At 64.3% G+C, this 15116-nt stretch carries 14 protein-coding genes; 2 read left to right on the top strand and 12 right to left on the bottom strand.

Annotation, left to right across the window (positions count from 1 at the left end; all coding sequences use genetic code 11):
- Positions 1 to 525: 525 nt before the first annotated feature.
- Entirely contained in the window at positions 526 to 921 is a 396-nt protein-coding gene (gene copM, locus ING15_RS12985) for a CopM family metallochaperone (RefSeq protein ID WP_206455246.1), read from the top strand.
- A 27-nt stretch (positions 922 to 948) separates the two neighbouring features.
- Here the strand turns inward: copM and ING15_RS12980 are convergent, their stop codons facing one another.
- The 10 genes from ING15_RS12980 to ING15_RS12935 form a co-directional block, all read right to left on the bottom strand.
- Positions 949 to 1854, bottom strand: a complete 906-nt coding sequence (locus ING15_RS12980; protein ID WP_206455257.1) for a 2-hydroxyacid dehydrogenase — start codon at positions 1852 to 1854, stop codon at positions 949 to 951.
- Positions 1855 to 1886: 32 nt separating this feature from the next.
- Positions 1887 to 2552: an NUDIX domain-containing protein gene (locus ING15_RS12975; RefSeq protein ID WP_206455245.1), complete on the bottom strand. Its 666-nt coding sequence runs from the start codon at positions 2550 to 2552 to the stop codon at positions 1887 to 1889.
- Positions 2549 to 4207, bottom strand: coding sequence for an ABC transporter ATP-binding protein (locus ING15_RS12970; protein ID WP_232845746.1), 1659 nt, complete (start codon positions 4205 to 4207; stop codon positions 2549 to 2551). The genes ING15_RS12975 and ING15_RS12970 overlap by 4 nt, the downstream gene beginning before the upstream one ends.
- Complete coding sequence (locus ING15_RS12965; RefSeq protein WP_232845745.1) at positions 4204 to 5232, bottom strand: cation diffusion facilitator family transporter; 1029 nt, start codon at positions 5230 to 5232, stop codon at positions 4204 to 4206. The genes ING15_RS12970 and ING15_RS12965 overlap by 4 nt, the downstream gene beginning before the upstream one ends.
- A complete protein-coding gene (locus ING15_RS12960) occupies positions 5229 to 5615 on the bottom strand; it encodes a type II toxin-antitoxin system VapC family toxin (protein WP_206455242.1) in 387 nt (128 codons plus the stop codon). Before ING15_RS12960 ends, ING15_RS12965 begins: the two co-directional genes overlap by 4 nt.
- Positions 5596 to 5745, bottom strand: coding sequence for a hypothetical protein (locus ING15_RS12955; protein WP_206455241.1), 150 nt, complete (start codon positions 5743 to 5745; stop codon positions 5596 to 5598). Before ING15_RS12955 ends, ING15_RS12960 begins: the two co-directional genes overlap by 20 nt.
- Positions 5746 to 5748: 3 nt before the next feature.
- A complete protein-coding gene (locus ING15_RS12950; RefSeq protein ID WP_232845752.1) occupies positions 5749 to 6873 on the bottom strand; it encodes an ABC transporter permease in 1125 nt (374 codons plus the stop codon).
- Positions 6874 to 6973: 100 nt separating this feature from the next.
- On the bottom strand, positions 6974 to 8104 hold the full coding sequence (locus ING15_RS12945; protein WP_206455239.1) for a microcin C ABC transporter permease YejB: 1131 nt from the start codon (positions 8102 to 8104) through the stop codon (positions 6974 to 6976).
- A gap of 131 nt (positions 8105 to 8235) precedes the next feature.
- Complete coding sequence (locus ING15_RS12940; protein ID WP_206455238.1) at positions 8236 to 10116, bottom strand: extracellular solute-binding protein; 1881 nt, start codon at positions 10114 to 10116, stop codon at positions 8236 to 8238.
- Positions 10116 to 12062, bottom strand: a complete 1947-nt coding sequence (locus ING15_RS12935) for an extracellular solute-binding protein (RefSeq protein WP_206455256.1) — start codon at positions 12060 to 12062, stop codon at positions 10116 to 10118. The genes ING15_RS12940 and ING15_RS12935 overlap by 1 nt, the downstream gene beginning before the upstream one ends.
- Positions 12063 to 12533: 471 nt before the next feature.
- Here ING15_RS12935 and ING15_RS12930 point away from each other — a divergent pair, with 471 nt between their 5' ends.
- A complete protein-coding gene (locus ING15_RS12930; protein WP_206455237.1) occupies positions 12534 to 12977 on the top strand; it encodes a hypothetical protein in 444 nt (147 codons plus the stop codon).
- Here the strand turns inward: ING15_RS12930 and ING15_RS12925 are convergent.
- Together ING15_RS12925 and ING15_RS19865 are read right to left on the bottom strand one after the other, a co-directional pair.
- Positions 12937 to 13533 carry a hypothetical protein gene (locus ING15_RS12925; protein ID WP_206455236.1) on the bottom strand — a complete coding sequence of 199 codons (597 nt, stop codon included), beginning with the start codon at positions 13531 to 13533 and terminating at the stop codon, positions 12937 to 12939. The genes ING15_RS12930 and ING15_RS12925 overlap by 41 nt on opposite strands.
- Positions 13534 to 13770: 237 nt before the next feature.
- Positions 13771 to 14970 (bottom strand): c-type cytochrome, encoded by a 1200-nt coding sequence (locus tag ING15_RS19865; protein WP_206455235.1) that lies wholly within the window; start codon positions 14968 to 14970, stop codon positions 13771 to 13773.
- Positions 14971 to 15116: the final 146 nt, after the last annotated feature.

Genomic DNA, 15116 nt, shown 5'->3' with positions numbered 1-15116 from the left:
AACCCTTGTCGGTCGGTTCAAGACCAAGCTCTCGGCGGCGTCGACGCATAGTCGCGCGACCCGGAAGCGCGGTCCAGCCACGGGCAAATCGTCTGCGCCGGCGGTTGCCCAAATGCGGACGACCGGACGTGGCGGGGCTGCTCCCGCCGTCTCGCCGGTGTCGCGGGAAGATAGCTGGGAGGAATTTTGATCCTCTTTCCGACCGGATGATCGGCCGCGTTCGTCGGTCGTCCCAGTTCGAAAACAGTTTTTTCAGAAAGATGCCGAGGATCCGATCATCCCGATCGGGTCCTCGACCGTTTCACGACGTCGGCGCAGGATGGCCCCCGCCATCCAAGTGAGCTTCACTTCCCGCCAAACGATCGACGACGAGAAAACAAAGCTTTTCACCGTTCGGGCTCAGGGAAAAAAGGCCACCTCCGGCCGCATTTTCAGGCCATCCAAACGCCGTAATCCTCCCGTGATCATCCGCTCCCCGGTCGCCGAAGCTCCTGCTCGACGAACCTGTCACGGAGATACCTGATCATGAAACGAGTTCTGCTTTCCACCGCATTTCTTCTGGCGCTCGCGGCAGGCACGGCCGCCCAGGGCACCGGCAGCGCGACCAAGCCTAGCGCGATGGACCATGGTGCGATGAACGGCGCACCGACGGCCGGACAAGCTCAAAATGCCTCCAGCAAGGCCATGATGGACGTGAACGACCGGATGCAGGCAGCGATGGGAGAGGGCATGACGGGTGACGCCGATATGGATTTCGCCCGGGGCATGATCGCCCATCATCGGGGCGCGATCGACATGGCGAAGATCGAGCTCGAATACGGCAAGGATCCGGAACTGCGGGCGTTGGCCGAGACCATCATCAGGGATCAGGAAGCCGAGATCCAGCAAATGCAGGCCTGGGTCGATCGCAAAGGCGGCTGAGCCGCACAAGCGGCGCGGCTTGGTAAATCAGTACCCCGCTTTCCGGTCCACAACCCCTTGCAGCTTCTCGCCGCGCTCATGTGCCGCGATCTGGCGCATGACGGCGGGTGCCAGCGCGTCCGGATCGGAGACCGCCGCCGCGTGTGGCGTGACGAAGACGCGCGGATGGGTCCAGAGCGGGCTCGACGCGGGCAGCGGCTCGACGTTGAAGACGTCGAGCGAGGCTTCCAACAGGATGTCCCGATCGAGCGCGTCGAGGATCGCCGCTTCGTTCTGCAGGCCGCCACGGCCGGCATTGATCACGACCGGGCCGCCGAGCGGCGTCTGCCGCTTCAGTCGCGACAACAGGCCGGCATCGATGATGCCGCGGGTTTCCGGGGTCAGCGGCAGGAGCACCACGAGAATGTCGGTCGCGGCGAGAAAGCCGTCGAGCCCGGCCTGCCCGGCGAAGGTTTCGGCGCCCGCGACGCTCTTTTCAGTGCGGCTCCAACCAGCGATCTTGAAGCCCAGCGGTTTCAGCTTGGTCGCGGCATCTTGGCCGAGCTCGCCGAAGCCCATGAAGCCGACGGTGATCTCGTGGGCCGCCGGCTGCATGCGCTCGTGCCAGATCTTCTGCGCCTGCTGGCTACGATAGGCGCGGCCGCGGCGGAAATGGTCGAGCACCCGCCAGACGATATATTCGCTCATCCGGCTCGACAGATCCTCGGCGACGATCCGCACCACCGGCACGTCCGGCAGCTGCTTATCGGCGAGAATATGGTCGACGCCGGCGCCCAGCGAAAAGATCGCCTTGAGGTTCGGCAGGTTCTCCAGGAGGCCCGGCGGCTGCTTCCAGACCACGGCGTAGTCGATCGCGGTATCGGCGCTGGTCGTCGGCTCGAGCACGATCGGGCGGTCGCCGCCGGCCGCCTTCAAGGCCTCCAGCCAGCGCATCGGGTCGAAGCCGGTGACGGACAAAAGAATGGTCAAGACGCGTCATCCTCTCTGTCGAGTGTCCCGGACAGCACCTGCGCCCGCGCGCGCCCCTTGCGGGCGAACCAATGGGCGCAGCCGACCAGGAAGGCGTTTTCGATGCGGCCGTCGTCGACGGCGGCGATCAGGTCGTCGACCTTGGCGAGGATCGGGCGGATGTCCTCGTGCTCGTCGTCCTTGCCGGCGGATTCGGTGAGATCCGACGCATCGACGATGGCGAGAAAGATCGTCGCGTGCTCGGTGGTCAGGCCGGGCGAGGAGAGGATGCGGTAGCAGCGCTCGATCGCCTTGGCGACGAGGCCGGTTTCCTCGTGAAGCTCGCGCCGGGCCGCCGCCTCGCAATCCTCACCGGGATCGACGAGGCCGGCCGGCAGTTCCAGCGCGGCCGCCAGATCGAGGACCAGCGCGGCGGCGACGCGGAACTGGCGAATGACGACGATCGCGTCCCGCGCCGGATCGTAGGGAATGACGATCACGACCTCGCCTGTGGCGAGATATTCCCGCCGGATCGGGCCGATTTCGCCGTCGCCATCGAAGCGCTCGTGATGGAGCGTCGTCGCCTGGAGCGGCCGAAAGCCGTCATGCAGGGTTTTGGTCTCGACGACCAGAAAATCCAGATGCTGGTCGGCGAGCTGATCGCGGTAATGGCCTTTGGTCATTGGGATAGGACCTCGGTCGGCACGGCGGCGATGTCGAAGGCAGCCGCCATCAGCGCCTTGGTGTAATCGGTCTGCGGCCGGTCGAAGATTTCCTCGGCCGGGCCGCGCTCGACGACGACACCGTTGCGCATGACGATGACCTCGTTGGCGAGCGCCCGCACGACCTTCAGATCGTGGCTGATGAAGAGATAGGCCAGATCGTGTTTCTTCTGCAGGTCGCGCAGGAGGTCGACGACCTGTGCCTGGACGCTCATATCGAGCGCCGAGGTCGGCTCGTCCAGCATGACGAAGCGCGGGTTGAGCACCATCGCGCGCGCAATGGCGACGCGCTGGCGCTGACCGCCGGAAAATTCGTGCGGAAACCGGAAACGGGTCGCCGGGTCGAGCCCGACTTCGTTCAGCGCGCCGACGACGCGGGTGTCGCGTTCACTCGCCGTTAGGCGCTTCTCGTGGATCGCCAGGCCCTCGGCGACGATGTCGGCAATGCTCATGCGCGGCGACAGCGAGCCATAGGGATCCTGGAAGACGATCTGGAGCTTCTCGCGCAGCGGCTTCATCGCCCTGAACGAGCGTTCGTCGATGCGCTCCCCCTCGAAGCGGATCTCGCCTTGCGACGAGATCATCCGGGAAAGGGCCAGACCAAGCGTCGTCTTGCCGGAACCCGATTCGCCGACGACGCCGACGGTCTGGCCGGCGCGGACGGTGATGTCGATGCCGTCGACGGCCTTCACATGGTCGGTGGTGCGGCGGAAGAAGCCGGTCCTGATCGGAAACCAGACCTTGAGGTTGTCGGCTTCCATCACCACCGGCGCGTTGGCGTTGGCGGCGGGCGGTCGGCCCTTCGGTTCGGCGGCGAGAAGATGTTTCGTGTAGGCGTGCTGGGGATCGGCGAAAATCCGCTCGGTCGGCCCCTCCTCGACGATCTTGCCCTGATACATCACGCAGACCCGATCGGCGATCTTGCGGACGATGCCGAGGTCATGGGTAATGAACAGCATTGCCATGCGCCGCTCGGCCTGAAGGTTCTTCAACAGCTCCAGAATCTGCGCCTGCACCGTGACGTCGAGCGCCGTGGTCGGTTCGTCGGCGATCAGCAGATCCGGCTCGTTGGCGAGCGCCATGGCAATCATCACGCGCTGGCGCTGGCCGCCGGACAATTGGTGCGGATAGGCGCCGAGCCGCTTTTCCGGATCGCGGATGCCGACCTGGCGCATGAGCTCCAGCGTGCGCCCGCGCGCCGTGTCGTCGCGCAGGCCGCGATGGACTTTCAGGATCTCCCCGATCTGTCGCTCGATCGTGTGCAGCGGATTGAGCGAGGACATCGGCTCTTGGAAGATCATCGAGATGCGGTTGCCGCGCACGCGCCTCAGATCGCGCTCGTCATCGTCGATGAGGTTCTCGCCGTCGAACATCACGGCGCCGCCGGGGTGGCTGGCGGAGGGGTAGGGCAAGAGCTTGAGGATCGACAGAGCCGAGACCGACTTGCCGGAGCCGGACTCGCCGACCAGTGCCAGCGTCTCGCCCTTGCCGATCGAAAACGAGACGTCGTCGACGGCGATCTGCGTCTTGCCGCCCTGATGGAAGGCGACGGAGAGATTCTCCACGGACAACAGCGGGTCGCGGGGAGCGGCGGTTGCGGCGGTGATCGGGCTCAAGCGGATTGATCCTTGCGGGACTTTACGGTGGCGGCGGTGGCCGTGGGCGTCGACGGCTGGGCCTGGTGACATCGTCCGCGGTCGCGGCGCTGGCCGGTCGTGCCAGCATTGGCAGCCTCGTTGTGCCCGTCGTCCGCGCAGCAATCATGTTCGATCTCGACGGTGGCATGGCCGACGGCAAAGTGCTGCTTCAGCTCTGCCTTGATCGACCGTGTCACCACGGTACCGTCCGCCTCGTCCTCGATGCAGGCGTGCAGCGTAGCCATGCGCCGCTCCGGCGTGATCGACCAGGCATGGACGTGGTGGATTTCGCGCAGGCCCGCGACCTTGCCGACGAGATGGGCCTCGACATCCGTTACGTCCAGGCCGCCGGGGGTGCCTTCGAGCAGTACGTGGCCGGCGTCGCGCACGAGGCGCCAGGCCGAGACGAGGATGAGCGCAGCGACCAGCACCGACAGGATCGGATCGATCGGCGTCCAGCCTGTGGCGAGGATGACGACCGCCGCGACGATCGCGGCGACCGAGCCGAGCATGTCGCCTAGAACATGCAGCACCGCGCCGCGAATGTTGAGATTGTCGCGATCGGCGCCATGCAGGATCGCGAAGACGACGATGTTGACGATCAGCCCGGCGATCGCGACGATCAGCATCGTCCCGCCAAGGACTTCGCCGGGCGAGCGCAGACGGTCCACCGCCTCGTAGACGATGAATCCGGCAATGGCGAACAGCGTCAGGCCGTTGACGAAGGCGACCAGCACCTCGAACCGGTCGTAGCCGAAAGTCCGTTGACGATCGCTGGGCCGCCTCGACAGCCGGAAGGCGAACCAGCCGAGGCCGAGTGCGGCGAAGTCAGTCAGCATGTGTCCGGCGTCGGCGAGCAGTGCGAGCGACCCGGAGACGAGGCCGCCGACAATTTCGGCGACCATGAACAGGCCGGTCAGAAAGGCGGCGATGCCTATCCGTGTCTCGTTGGCGCCGGCGGCGTGGCCGGTGAAGCCGTGCGAGTGGTCGTGGTCGTGGCTCAAGGTAAGGTGTTCCAATCTGGCAGTGTGCCGATGTCCAGCATTTCCAATGTCGTTGGGGCTCGAATTCGTCGATCGGCCGTGAGGAAATATTGGCATTCGGCTTCGATCGCGGATGCGACGTGTATCGCGTCCGGTGTCCGGCCACCGAACTCTGCGCGCAGTTCGGCGCATCTTTTCAGAACGGTGCGATTTACGGGGGCGATGACGATGCCATCTCCTGTCGACAGGAAATCTTCACAGTGGGCGACAAGTTCATGATCCCGGTCCTTGATCGGAAGCACCAACGCTTCCGCGAGCGTTCGCTCGCTGCTGACGACCATGCCATTACGCGCATGGACACTTCGCAAGAAAGCCTGAACCTCTTCATCGCGATACTCGATCAATCTGATGTTCCCGCTGTCCATCCTCCACCGTCACCCGCACCCTGTGGCTTGGATCGATGTCCTGGCGGACGTCGGCCGGCAGCCGATCCGCCGGATAATCCTCGATGACGATGCGCTTAAGCTCGCTCATGGCTCACCCGAAACTCTTGCGCGGATCGAAGGCGTCGCGCACCGCCTCGCCGACGAAGACCAGCAGCGAGAGCATCAAGGATATCACGAGGAAGCCGGAAAAGCCGAGCCATGGCGCCTGCAGGTTGTTCTTGCCTTGGGCCAGCAGTTCGCCGAGCGAGGGCGAACCCGGCGGCAGGCCGAAGCCGAGAAAGTCGAGCGAGGTCAGCGTGGTGATCGAGCCATTGAGAATGAACGGCAGGAAGGTGAGGGTCGCCACCATGGCGTTGGGCAGGAGATGGCGGGTGATGATCGTCCAGTCGCCGACCCCGAGCGCCCGCGCCGCGTTCACATATTCGAAATTGCGGGCGCGCAGGAATTCCGCCCGCACAACGCCGACGAAGGCGACCCAGGAGAACAAAAGCATGATCCCCAGCAGGACCCAGAAGCCGGGCGGCAGGATCGCGGCGATGATCAGCAGGAGGTAGAGCACCGGGATCGACGACCAGATTTCGATGAAGCGCTGGAACAGAAGGTCGATCCAGCCGCCGAAATAGCCCTGGACGGCGCCGGCCGCGACGCCGATGACCGCCGAGGCGGCGGTGAGGATCAGGCCGAACAGCACCGAGATCCGGAAGCCGTAGATCAGCCGCGCGGCGACGTCCCGCGCCTGATCGTCGGTGCCGAGCCAGTTCATGTTGCCGAAGCTGCAATTGGGATCGTCGGCGCCGAGAGGATAGCGCTGGCAGCGCTCCTCCTTCGAGACGGTCCAGGAGGGCGCGGAGGGCGCCGGTGTCGGAATCTCGTTGTTGACGCTCTGGTAGGAATAGCGGATCGGCGGCCAGACCGCCCAGCCATTGGCCGCGATCTCGTCCTGCACGAAGGGGTCGCGATAGTTGGTCACCGGCAGGAAGCCGCCGAACACCTCCTCCGGGTAGTCGACCACGACCGGATAGTAGAACTCACCCTTGTATTCGACCAGCAGCGGCTTGTCGTTGGCGACGAACTCGGCGAACAGCGTGACGATGAACAGAAAGGCGAAAATCCACAGCGACCAGTAGCCGCGCCGGTTCGCCTTGAAGTTCTGCCACCGCCGCTGGTTCAGCGGCGACAGGCGCGGACGCCGGACGAATTCCGCCTCCGGCGCCATTTGCGCGATGCCGCTGATCTCCTGTTCGGCGATGCGGGCGGCCTCGGTCGCGCTTCCGGTCGTGTCGTCCTCGACGCGCTCGCGCAGGGTGTCATCCATATCAGACCTCCCGCTTTTCGAAGTCGATGCGGGGATCGATCCAGGTGTAGGTGAGGTCGGAGATCAGCGTCGTCACCAGTCCGATCAGCGAAAAGATATAGAGCGTCGCGAAAACCACCGGGTAGTCGCGCTTGTAGATCGATTCAAAACCCAGCAGGCCGAGACCGTCGAGCGAGAAGATCGTCTCGATCAGCAGCGAGCCGGCGAAGAAGGCCGAGATGAACGCGCCGGGAAAGCCGGCGACGATGATCAGCATGGCATTGCGGAAGACGTGGCCGTAAAGCACGCGCCGCTCCGACAGCCCCTTGGCCCGCGCCGTCGTCACATATTGCTTGCGGATCTCGTCGAGGAACGAGTTTTTGGTGAGCAGTGTCGTCGTCGCGAAAGCCGACAGCGACATCGCGATCAGCGGCAGCGTCAGATGCCAGAAATAGTCAGGGACCGTCCGGGTGACGCAGTTCGGCAGATCGAAGGCCGGCGACCACGGCGCGCACCAGTCGCCGCGCACGCCATCCGACAGCAGGCCGCGCAGCGGAAACCAGTCGTAGAAGGAGCCGCCGGCGAACAGCACGATCAGGATGACGGCGAACAGGAAGCCGGGGATCGCATAGGCGACGATGACGACACCCGACGTCCAGACATCGAAGGCCGAGCCGTCCTTCAAGGCCTTGCGGATGCCGAGCGGGATCGAGATCAGATAGGACAGAAGCGTGATCCAGATGCCGAGCGAGATCGATACCGGCATCTTTTCCAGAATCAGATCGAGGACCGAGATCGACCGGAAATAGCTCTCGCCGAAATCGAAGCGGCTATAGTCCCACAGCATCTTGCCGAAGCGTTCCAGCGGCGGCTTGTCGAAGCCGAATTGTTTTTCCAGCCGGGCGATGAACTCCGGATCGAGGCCTTGGGCGCCGCGATAGCCGGAATTCTCACCGCCACCCTGACCGCTGCCGAAATCGCCGCCGCCGCCCGAAACGCGGTCGGTGGCGCCGCCCGCCTCGCCCTGCAGGCTGGCGATGACCTGTTCGACCGGACCGCCGGGGGCGAACTGGATGACGGCGAAGGAAATCGCCATGATGCCGATCAGCGTCGGGATCATCAGCAGGATACGGCGAAGAATATAGGCGCCCATGTGCGGGGAATCGTCTCCGAGATGTCAGGCGAGCCGGCCGATTCGCGAACGGACGACGTCGTCGGTCTTGATAGCCCGCCTTGCGGGGATCGCAAAACGCGGCCCGGCCGCGGCGCGACGGGCCGGAATTCTCACGCGCGGCCGATCGCCCTGGCCTTGTCCTTGTCGAACCACCACAGGCTTTCCACCGGCCAGCCGTAATCCGGCTTGGTGTCCTTGAAGCCGAAGATGTTCCAGAAAGCGGCGCGGTGGACGTTCGAGCTGATGTTCGGCAGCCAGTCGAGGCGCCAGCGCAGCACCCGGTCGAGGGCGCGCATCGCCGTCACCAGATCGGCGCGGCTGTTGGCCGAGCCGGCCTTCGCCAGCAGCGTATCCACCGCCTTGCTCGTCATGCCGGGATAGTTGTAGGCGCCGGAGCGGTCCGCCGCGTCGCTGCTGAAGAACAGCGACAGGCTCTCGCGGGTCGGCGTGGCGCCGAGGCTGAAGGCGGCGAGAATCATGTCGAAATCGAAGCGGTTCACCCGATCCTGATATTGAGCGGCGTCGACGAGCCGCGTCGAGGCATCGATTCCGATCACGCGCAGGGTTTCCATGAATTTGGCATAGACGCGCTGCTGTTCCTGGCCCTGGGTCAGGAACTCCAGGCGAAACGGCTCGCCCGCCTCGTTCACCAGCCGGTTGCCCCGGCGCGTCCAGCCAGCCTCGCCAAGGAGCCGGGTCGCCTCGCGCAGCATCACGCGATCGCGGCCACTGCCGTCGCTGACCGGCTGGACCCAGACCTCGCCGAAAACCGCGTCCGGGATGTCGCCCCGCAGCGGTCCCAAGAGGGCGAGCTCCGCCTCCGACGGCTGGCCTTCGGCGACGAATTCAGAGCCCTGGAAGGGAGAATCGGAATGGATGCGTTGACCGAACAACAGGTTGGCGTTGGTCCATTCGAAGTCGAAACACATGTTGATCGCGTGGCGCACCCGGCTGTCGGCGAAGCGCGTCCGCCGCTGATTGAGCGCCCAGCACTGGAATTTCGGCCGTTCCTCGCCAGGAAATTCGCGTTTCACCACCGCGCCGCTCGCCACCGCCGGAAAATCGTACTCCGTCGCCCAATCCTTGGTGGTGAACTCCTCGCGGAAGGTGATGATGCCCTTCTTGAACGCTTCCAGCGCCGGCTGCCGGTCGCGGAAGAAATCGATCCGCAGCATGTCGAAGTGGTCGAGGCCCCTGGCGAAGGGCAGATCCTTCGCCCAATAATCCTCGCGCTTGCGATATTCGATGAAGCGGCCGAATTCGGAGCGGGCGATCGCGAAGCGGCCGCTGCCGGGAATCGTCTCGCCGCTCACTCGGTCGAATTCCTTATCCTCGAAGAATGCGCGCGGGACGATCGGGATGCCGAAGGCGTTCAATGCGTCCTGATAGCTCTGATCGCCGGAAAAGCCGATCCGGACCGTCCGCGCGTCCTCGGCGGTGATCTCGCTCACCGCCCGCAGCACGACTTGCAGGCTGGGATGGCCAACCTCCTTCAGCGTCTCGTAGGTGAAGACGACGTCGTCGGCGGTTACCGGCTCGCCAGTCGAGAATTTCGCCTCCGGCCGGAGCTTGAAGGTGAAGGCATTGCGGTCTTTCGAGACCGCGACGCTCTCGGCTAGCGCGCAGTAGATCGCGTCCGGCTCGTCGAGCGAGGCGACCATCAGCGCGTCGTAAAGACTCTCCATGCGCGGCGGCGCGTTGCCTTGCAGCACGAAGGTATTCAGTGTGTCGAAGGTCATCGGCGACTGGTTGAGTGTCCAGTTCGACACGGCGAGATTCATCTGGCCGCCCTGCGGCGCCTCGGGATTGGCGTAATCGAAATGGCTGAAATCGGGACCGTATTTCAGCTCGCCGAAGGCCGACAGGCCATGCAGCGGCGTGTCCGTCGCCACCTCGGCGAAGGGCGTTCGCGGCAACGCGGCCGTTGCGCCGGCGGCCAGCGCGAGTTGACCGAAGCGGCGACGGGTAAGGTGGCTCAGCGCGGTCGCCATCAGTTCGCCGAGGCCGTGTCTTTCTCGGCGGCCTTGATCCACCAGGAAAAGGAATCGATGCCGGAATATTCCGGCTGCTTCTCGGGCATGCCGAACTTGTCCCAATAGGCCAGCCAGTCCTCGGATTTGTACCATTGCGGCACGACGTAATATTCCCAGAGCATGACCCGATCGAGGGCGCGCGTGGCCGCGACCAGATCCTCCCGGCTCGGCGCATAGACGATGTCGTTGATGAGCTGGTCGATCGCCGGGTTCTTGATGCCGGCATAGTTGCGGCTGCCGGGCGCGTCGGCGGCGACCGTGCTCCAGAAGTCGCGCTGCTCGTTGCCGGGCGACAGCGACTGGCCCGGATAGCGCATGCCGACGGCCTCGAACTCGAAATTGTTCATCCGCTCGATATACTGGTTGGTGTCGACGATGCGGACGTTCGTCTGGATGCCGAGACGCTTCAATTGGCGCGCGAAGGGCTCGAGTACCCGGTTGTCGGCCGGGTCGTTGCCGAGAAACTCGATGGTGAAGGGCTCGCCCGTTTCGGCATCGACGAGGGTCGTGCCCTCGAGCTCGTAGCCGGCCTCCTTGAGAAGGCCGAGCGCCTCGCGCAGATAATTGCGCGCCGAGGCCGCGTCGCCGTAGATCGGCAGGGTGAACTCCTCGGTGAAGACCTCGTCGGGAATCTGGCCCTTCAGGGGCTCCAGATACTTCAATTCGCGCTCGTCCGGCAGCCCGGTCGCGGACAATTCGCTGTTGTCGAAATAGCTGTCCATGCGCTGATACAGGCCGAAGAACAGCGTGCGGTTCATCTCCTCGAAATTATAGGCCAGCGTCAGCGCCTTGCGCACCCGCCTGTCCCGGAATTTCGGCAGTCGGTTGTTGAACACATAGGCCTGCATCGACTGCACCTGGCCGTTGTCGATGGTCTTGCGGATCACTTGGCCGTTCTTGACCGCCGGGAAATCATAGCCCTCGGCCCAGCGCCGGGAGATGTTCTCAAGCCGCCAGTCATCGAGCCCGCCCTTCTTGAAGGCCTCCCATGCCGCGTTGGCATCACGCAGATAGACATAGCGGATGGTGTCGTAATTGTAGCGGCCGACGCGGGTCGGGTTGTCGGCGCCCCAATAGTCGGGAACACGCTCCCATTCGATCGACTTGCCGGTAGAGACCGAGCCGACCCTGTAGGGACCCGAGCCGAGCGGCTTTTCCAGCGACGGCTCGCCGATGTCGCGCGGTTTTCCGTCGGCGCCGGTGCCCTCCCACCAATGTTTCGGCAGGACCGTGAGATCGCCCATGATGTTGGGCAGCTCGCGATTGTTCGCCTGATCGAATGTGAAGGTGACTTCCCCTTCGCCGGTCTTCTCGGCCTTGGTGACGTTCTTGTAATAGGCCGACCACTGGGGGTGCAGCTTCGTCAGGGTCTCGAAGCTCCAGATCACGTCCTCGACGGTGATCGGTTCGCCATCGTGCCAGCGCGCCTTCGGGTTCAGCCGGAAGGTGACGGAGGAAAAGTCGGCCGGATGGCGCATCGCCTCGGCGATCATCGCATGGGCCGTTCCCGGCTCGTCGGGCGACTGCTCCATCAGGGTGTCATAAAGGATGCCGCCGCCGAAGACGGCGAGACCCGCCGCCGGCGTGCCGCGCACGACGAAGGGGTTGAGGCTGTCGAAGGAGCCGATGGCGACGGAATTGAGCGTGCCGCCCTTCGGTGCATCGGGATTGACGTAGTCATAGTGCTTGAAGTCGGCGGAATATTTCGACGGGCCGATCAGCGACGACGACGTTTGCCACTCGCCCGCCTCAGATGCCTTGGTCTGGTTTTCCGCCGCGACCGAGGTCGTCTGGCTGTCCGGTGCGGCGGCGACGGGCTCGCCGCTCTTTTCCTGGGAAAGCACCGGGGCCGATCCAAGCGCGAGGACAGCCGCCAAGAGGCAGGCGAGACGGGCGGATCGCATCGGCAGGGGCAAGGGCGGAACCTCCTCGGGGGGTCGCGAGCGTTGGCATCCCACGACAATTCCAGCCATTTATGGCCATCGTTCGATGGAAGTCACCTGACCAAATCTTAATGGAGGTCGACGGCGCCGACCGACGACGGTCGCCATGCATCGTCGAACCAGCACGACTTCCGTGAGGCACACCAAGTGTGCGTCGGGAGATCGCCCCTGGTTCGCCGCATGGCGCCGTTTCGGCCCGCGCAGACAGCCCAGGCGCCCGTCTCACGACACAAGCGTTCCAGGCCGAATATGGTTCAACAATTTTCAGTGCCGCTACGTCCGCTTCGCGTTAGTATGTTTTGCGAACATGCGATAGCTGCTATTTTACTTGGATCGCACGAGACGATTCATTCCAATTCCAGCGGCCCCGCGGCTGCCATATGAACGATAAGAGGTGAAGCAGCTCACGGGCCATCACGGAGACCCAGCGCCATGTCGGATTCAAAGCAAGCCTTCGAAGCGTACATGCAGCACGTGAGGAAGCAGAGCAGTTTCGAGACACTGACCGCAATTCGCCTCGAGGAACCGCGGCCCGGCGGCTCGATGACGTGGACATTCTCGGCCCAAAATTTGCTGGGCATGACCCTAGCGTCCGTGACCTTCTTTTTCGACTGGGACGTGTTCGATCCGCCGTGCCGACTGCGGAACGAACGCTGGGGAATCAAGGACCGGTTCACCGCACCCCTATTCACCATCATCGAGTCAGACGCGGAGTCGACGTCCATCGAAAAAGGCGCTGACGAATGTGAGGACAACGTCATGGACGGGGTTCGCTTCGACATTCGCGTGACTTTCGAGGGCCCATTAAACAACGTCCCCTATCGCAACTACCTGATCATCTGGGCCGACGGAACATCCGACTGGGGACCGCGCTAGGAGGAGGGACGCCATGCCGGTCCCCGCAGCGGTAGCCCGAGCCCGTGCGGCCGCGCGGGCGCGCCGGGCACGGCGACGACGCCAGCAACGGCGTCGGCGCCAGCGCGAACGCCAACAGCAACGCGAAAGAGCGCGGGAGCGGCGGCGGCGTCAGCGTCGAGAACGACGAGAGCGCGAACGCGGACGAGACCGTCACGTGCGGCGCGGACGGAACGTCACCCGGCGTCAACGTGACGAGCGATATCGTCGACGAACGGGCCAGCAGATCATTGACGAATACAAGCAGGGCAGTGTGCTCGAAGAGTTCCCCGCCGAGTACCTCTCCCGCAATTGGGAAGAAATAAAACGGGACGCGCGGGCGGGTAATGCACGAGCGCGTACCGCGCGAAAGCTGTTGATGGACGGCCGGTTCGATCGTTGAGCGACAATCGCGGCACGTGATCTTACGTAAACCTTGGCGTTCTGCGCCGAGAACAGTCCGGATTTTGTTCGCAGGGTCCGGCGTTCGGATGTCTTCCGGGACAGCAACTTTCGGCGTTTCGCGGAAGGATTGCATCAGGGTGTTTGGCCAGCGGTACCCGCCCTGAATGTGGGCGCCCCTCGTATGTTGGGGGCAGAAAAGCAATCCAGTGACCGTCAACCAAATGGGTCGAATCCACTTTCACGGAATGAGACCGTCTCGCGACCGATCGGAGGTGACAGCTGACAGCGCCTTACACAAGAAAGGCCCCGGTTTTCACCAGGGCCTTTGTCATGATCCGTCGATGCAACCCTCAGAGGCGCCGCCCGCCGATCAGTTGCCTGTCTGGGCGCCGGTCTCGTCGAAGGTCGCGAGATAGGCGATGATATTGGCGATGTCCTCCGGCTTCTTGATACCGGCGAAGGACATTTTTGTCCCCGGCACGGTGCCCTTGGGATCGGTCAGCCAGGCGGTTAGCTCCGCGACCGTCCAGGTCGGATGGGTCGCTGCGTATTCGGTCAGAGCCGGGGAGAACTTGTAGCCTTCGACGGCGGCGATCTTTTCGCCGACGATGCCGTTCAGCTCCGGACCGAGCTTGTTCTTGGCGCCTTCGCCGACGGCATGGCAGGCTGCACATTTGCGGAACACTTTTTCACCGGCCGCCGGGTCGCCCGCAACGGTCGCCGTCTGCTGGGGCGCTGCTGCCGTTGGCGCCGCCGCATCGGATTGCTGCGCAGCCGCATCCGGAGCGGCGCTTTCGGCCGGCGCTGCAGGTTCAGGCGCTGGGGCCGCCGGCGCCTGAGCCTGTTCGCCGGCCGCCTGCGTCGGCGCTGCCTCGGCACCCGGTGCGGCCTGTGCCGCGTTCGTGTCGGTCACCGCCGGCGCCTGGGCCTGGGCGTCGTTGGTCGATTCTTCCGGCTGCGTGGTCGTCGCCGGGTCGGTCACGGCGGTTTCGGCCGGCGCGGCACCCTCGGCCGGGGCCTGCGGAAGCGGTGCGGGACTGTCGGAGCGGGTGCGCAGATAGGCGATCAGTTCGGCACGGGCTTTCGGGTCCTTGAGACCGGCAAAGCCCATCGCAGTGCCCGGTACATAACCTTTGGGGTTCTTCAGGAAGCCGTAGAGATGCTCGTAGTCCCAGTTGACCGATCCGCCCTGGGAAAAGTCCTTCATGCCGGAAGAATAGGCGAAGTCTGAGACCGACGCGATCGGCCGGTCGACGACGTCCCAAAGATGCGGCCCGACCTTGTTCGCGCCGCCCTTTTCCGCCGTGTGGCAGGCTGCGCATTTCTTGAACTGCCCGGCGCCGGCCTCGGCATCCGCGGTCTGCAGCAGCGTGGCGATCGGGGGGTCCTCGGCCTTGGCGGCTCCACCTTCGGCGCCGCCGGAATCCGCCTCCGCCACGACGATCTCGTATCCCGGCGTTTCGGGGACCTCGGAGTGGAAGAGCCCCTCGGCGAGGATACTCCCACCAAACAGGACGAAGATCGTCGCGAGTACGGCACCGGCGATCTTGTTGAACTCGAAGGAATTCATTGGTGGGACGGCTCCCTCTGCAAAGACGGCGCAAGGCCGTCGCTGTCCACTGGCGAAAAACGGGCGAAACCTAGGTGCTTTGCGGTTTGATGGCAACAGCTGTAAGAGGCGGTTTCGGTGCCTTTTTTGCTGCGCTGCGCTGTTCC

Origin of the sequence: Aurantimonas marina (genome assembly GCF_017183135.1) — a bacterium.
Classification (GTDB): Bacteria; Pseudomonadota; Alphaproteobacteria; order Rhizobiales; family Rhizobiaceae; genus Aurantimonas; species Aurantimonas marina.
Note: the sequence above shows the minus strand (reverse complement) of the source record. Positions and strands in the feature narration are given on the sequence as shown.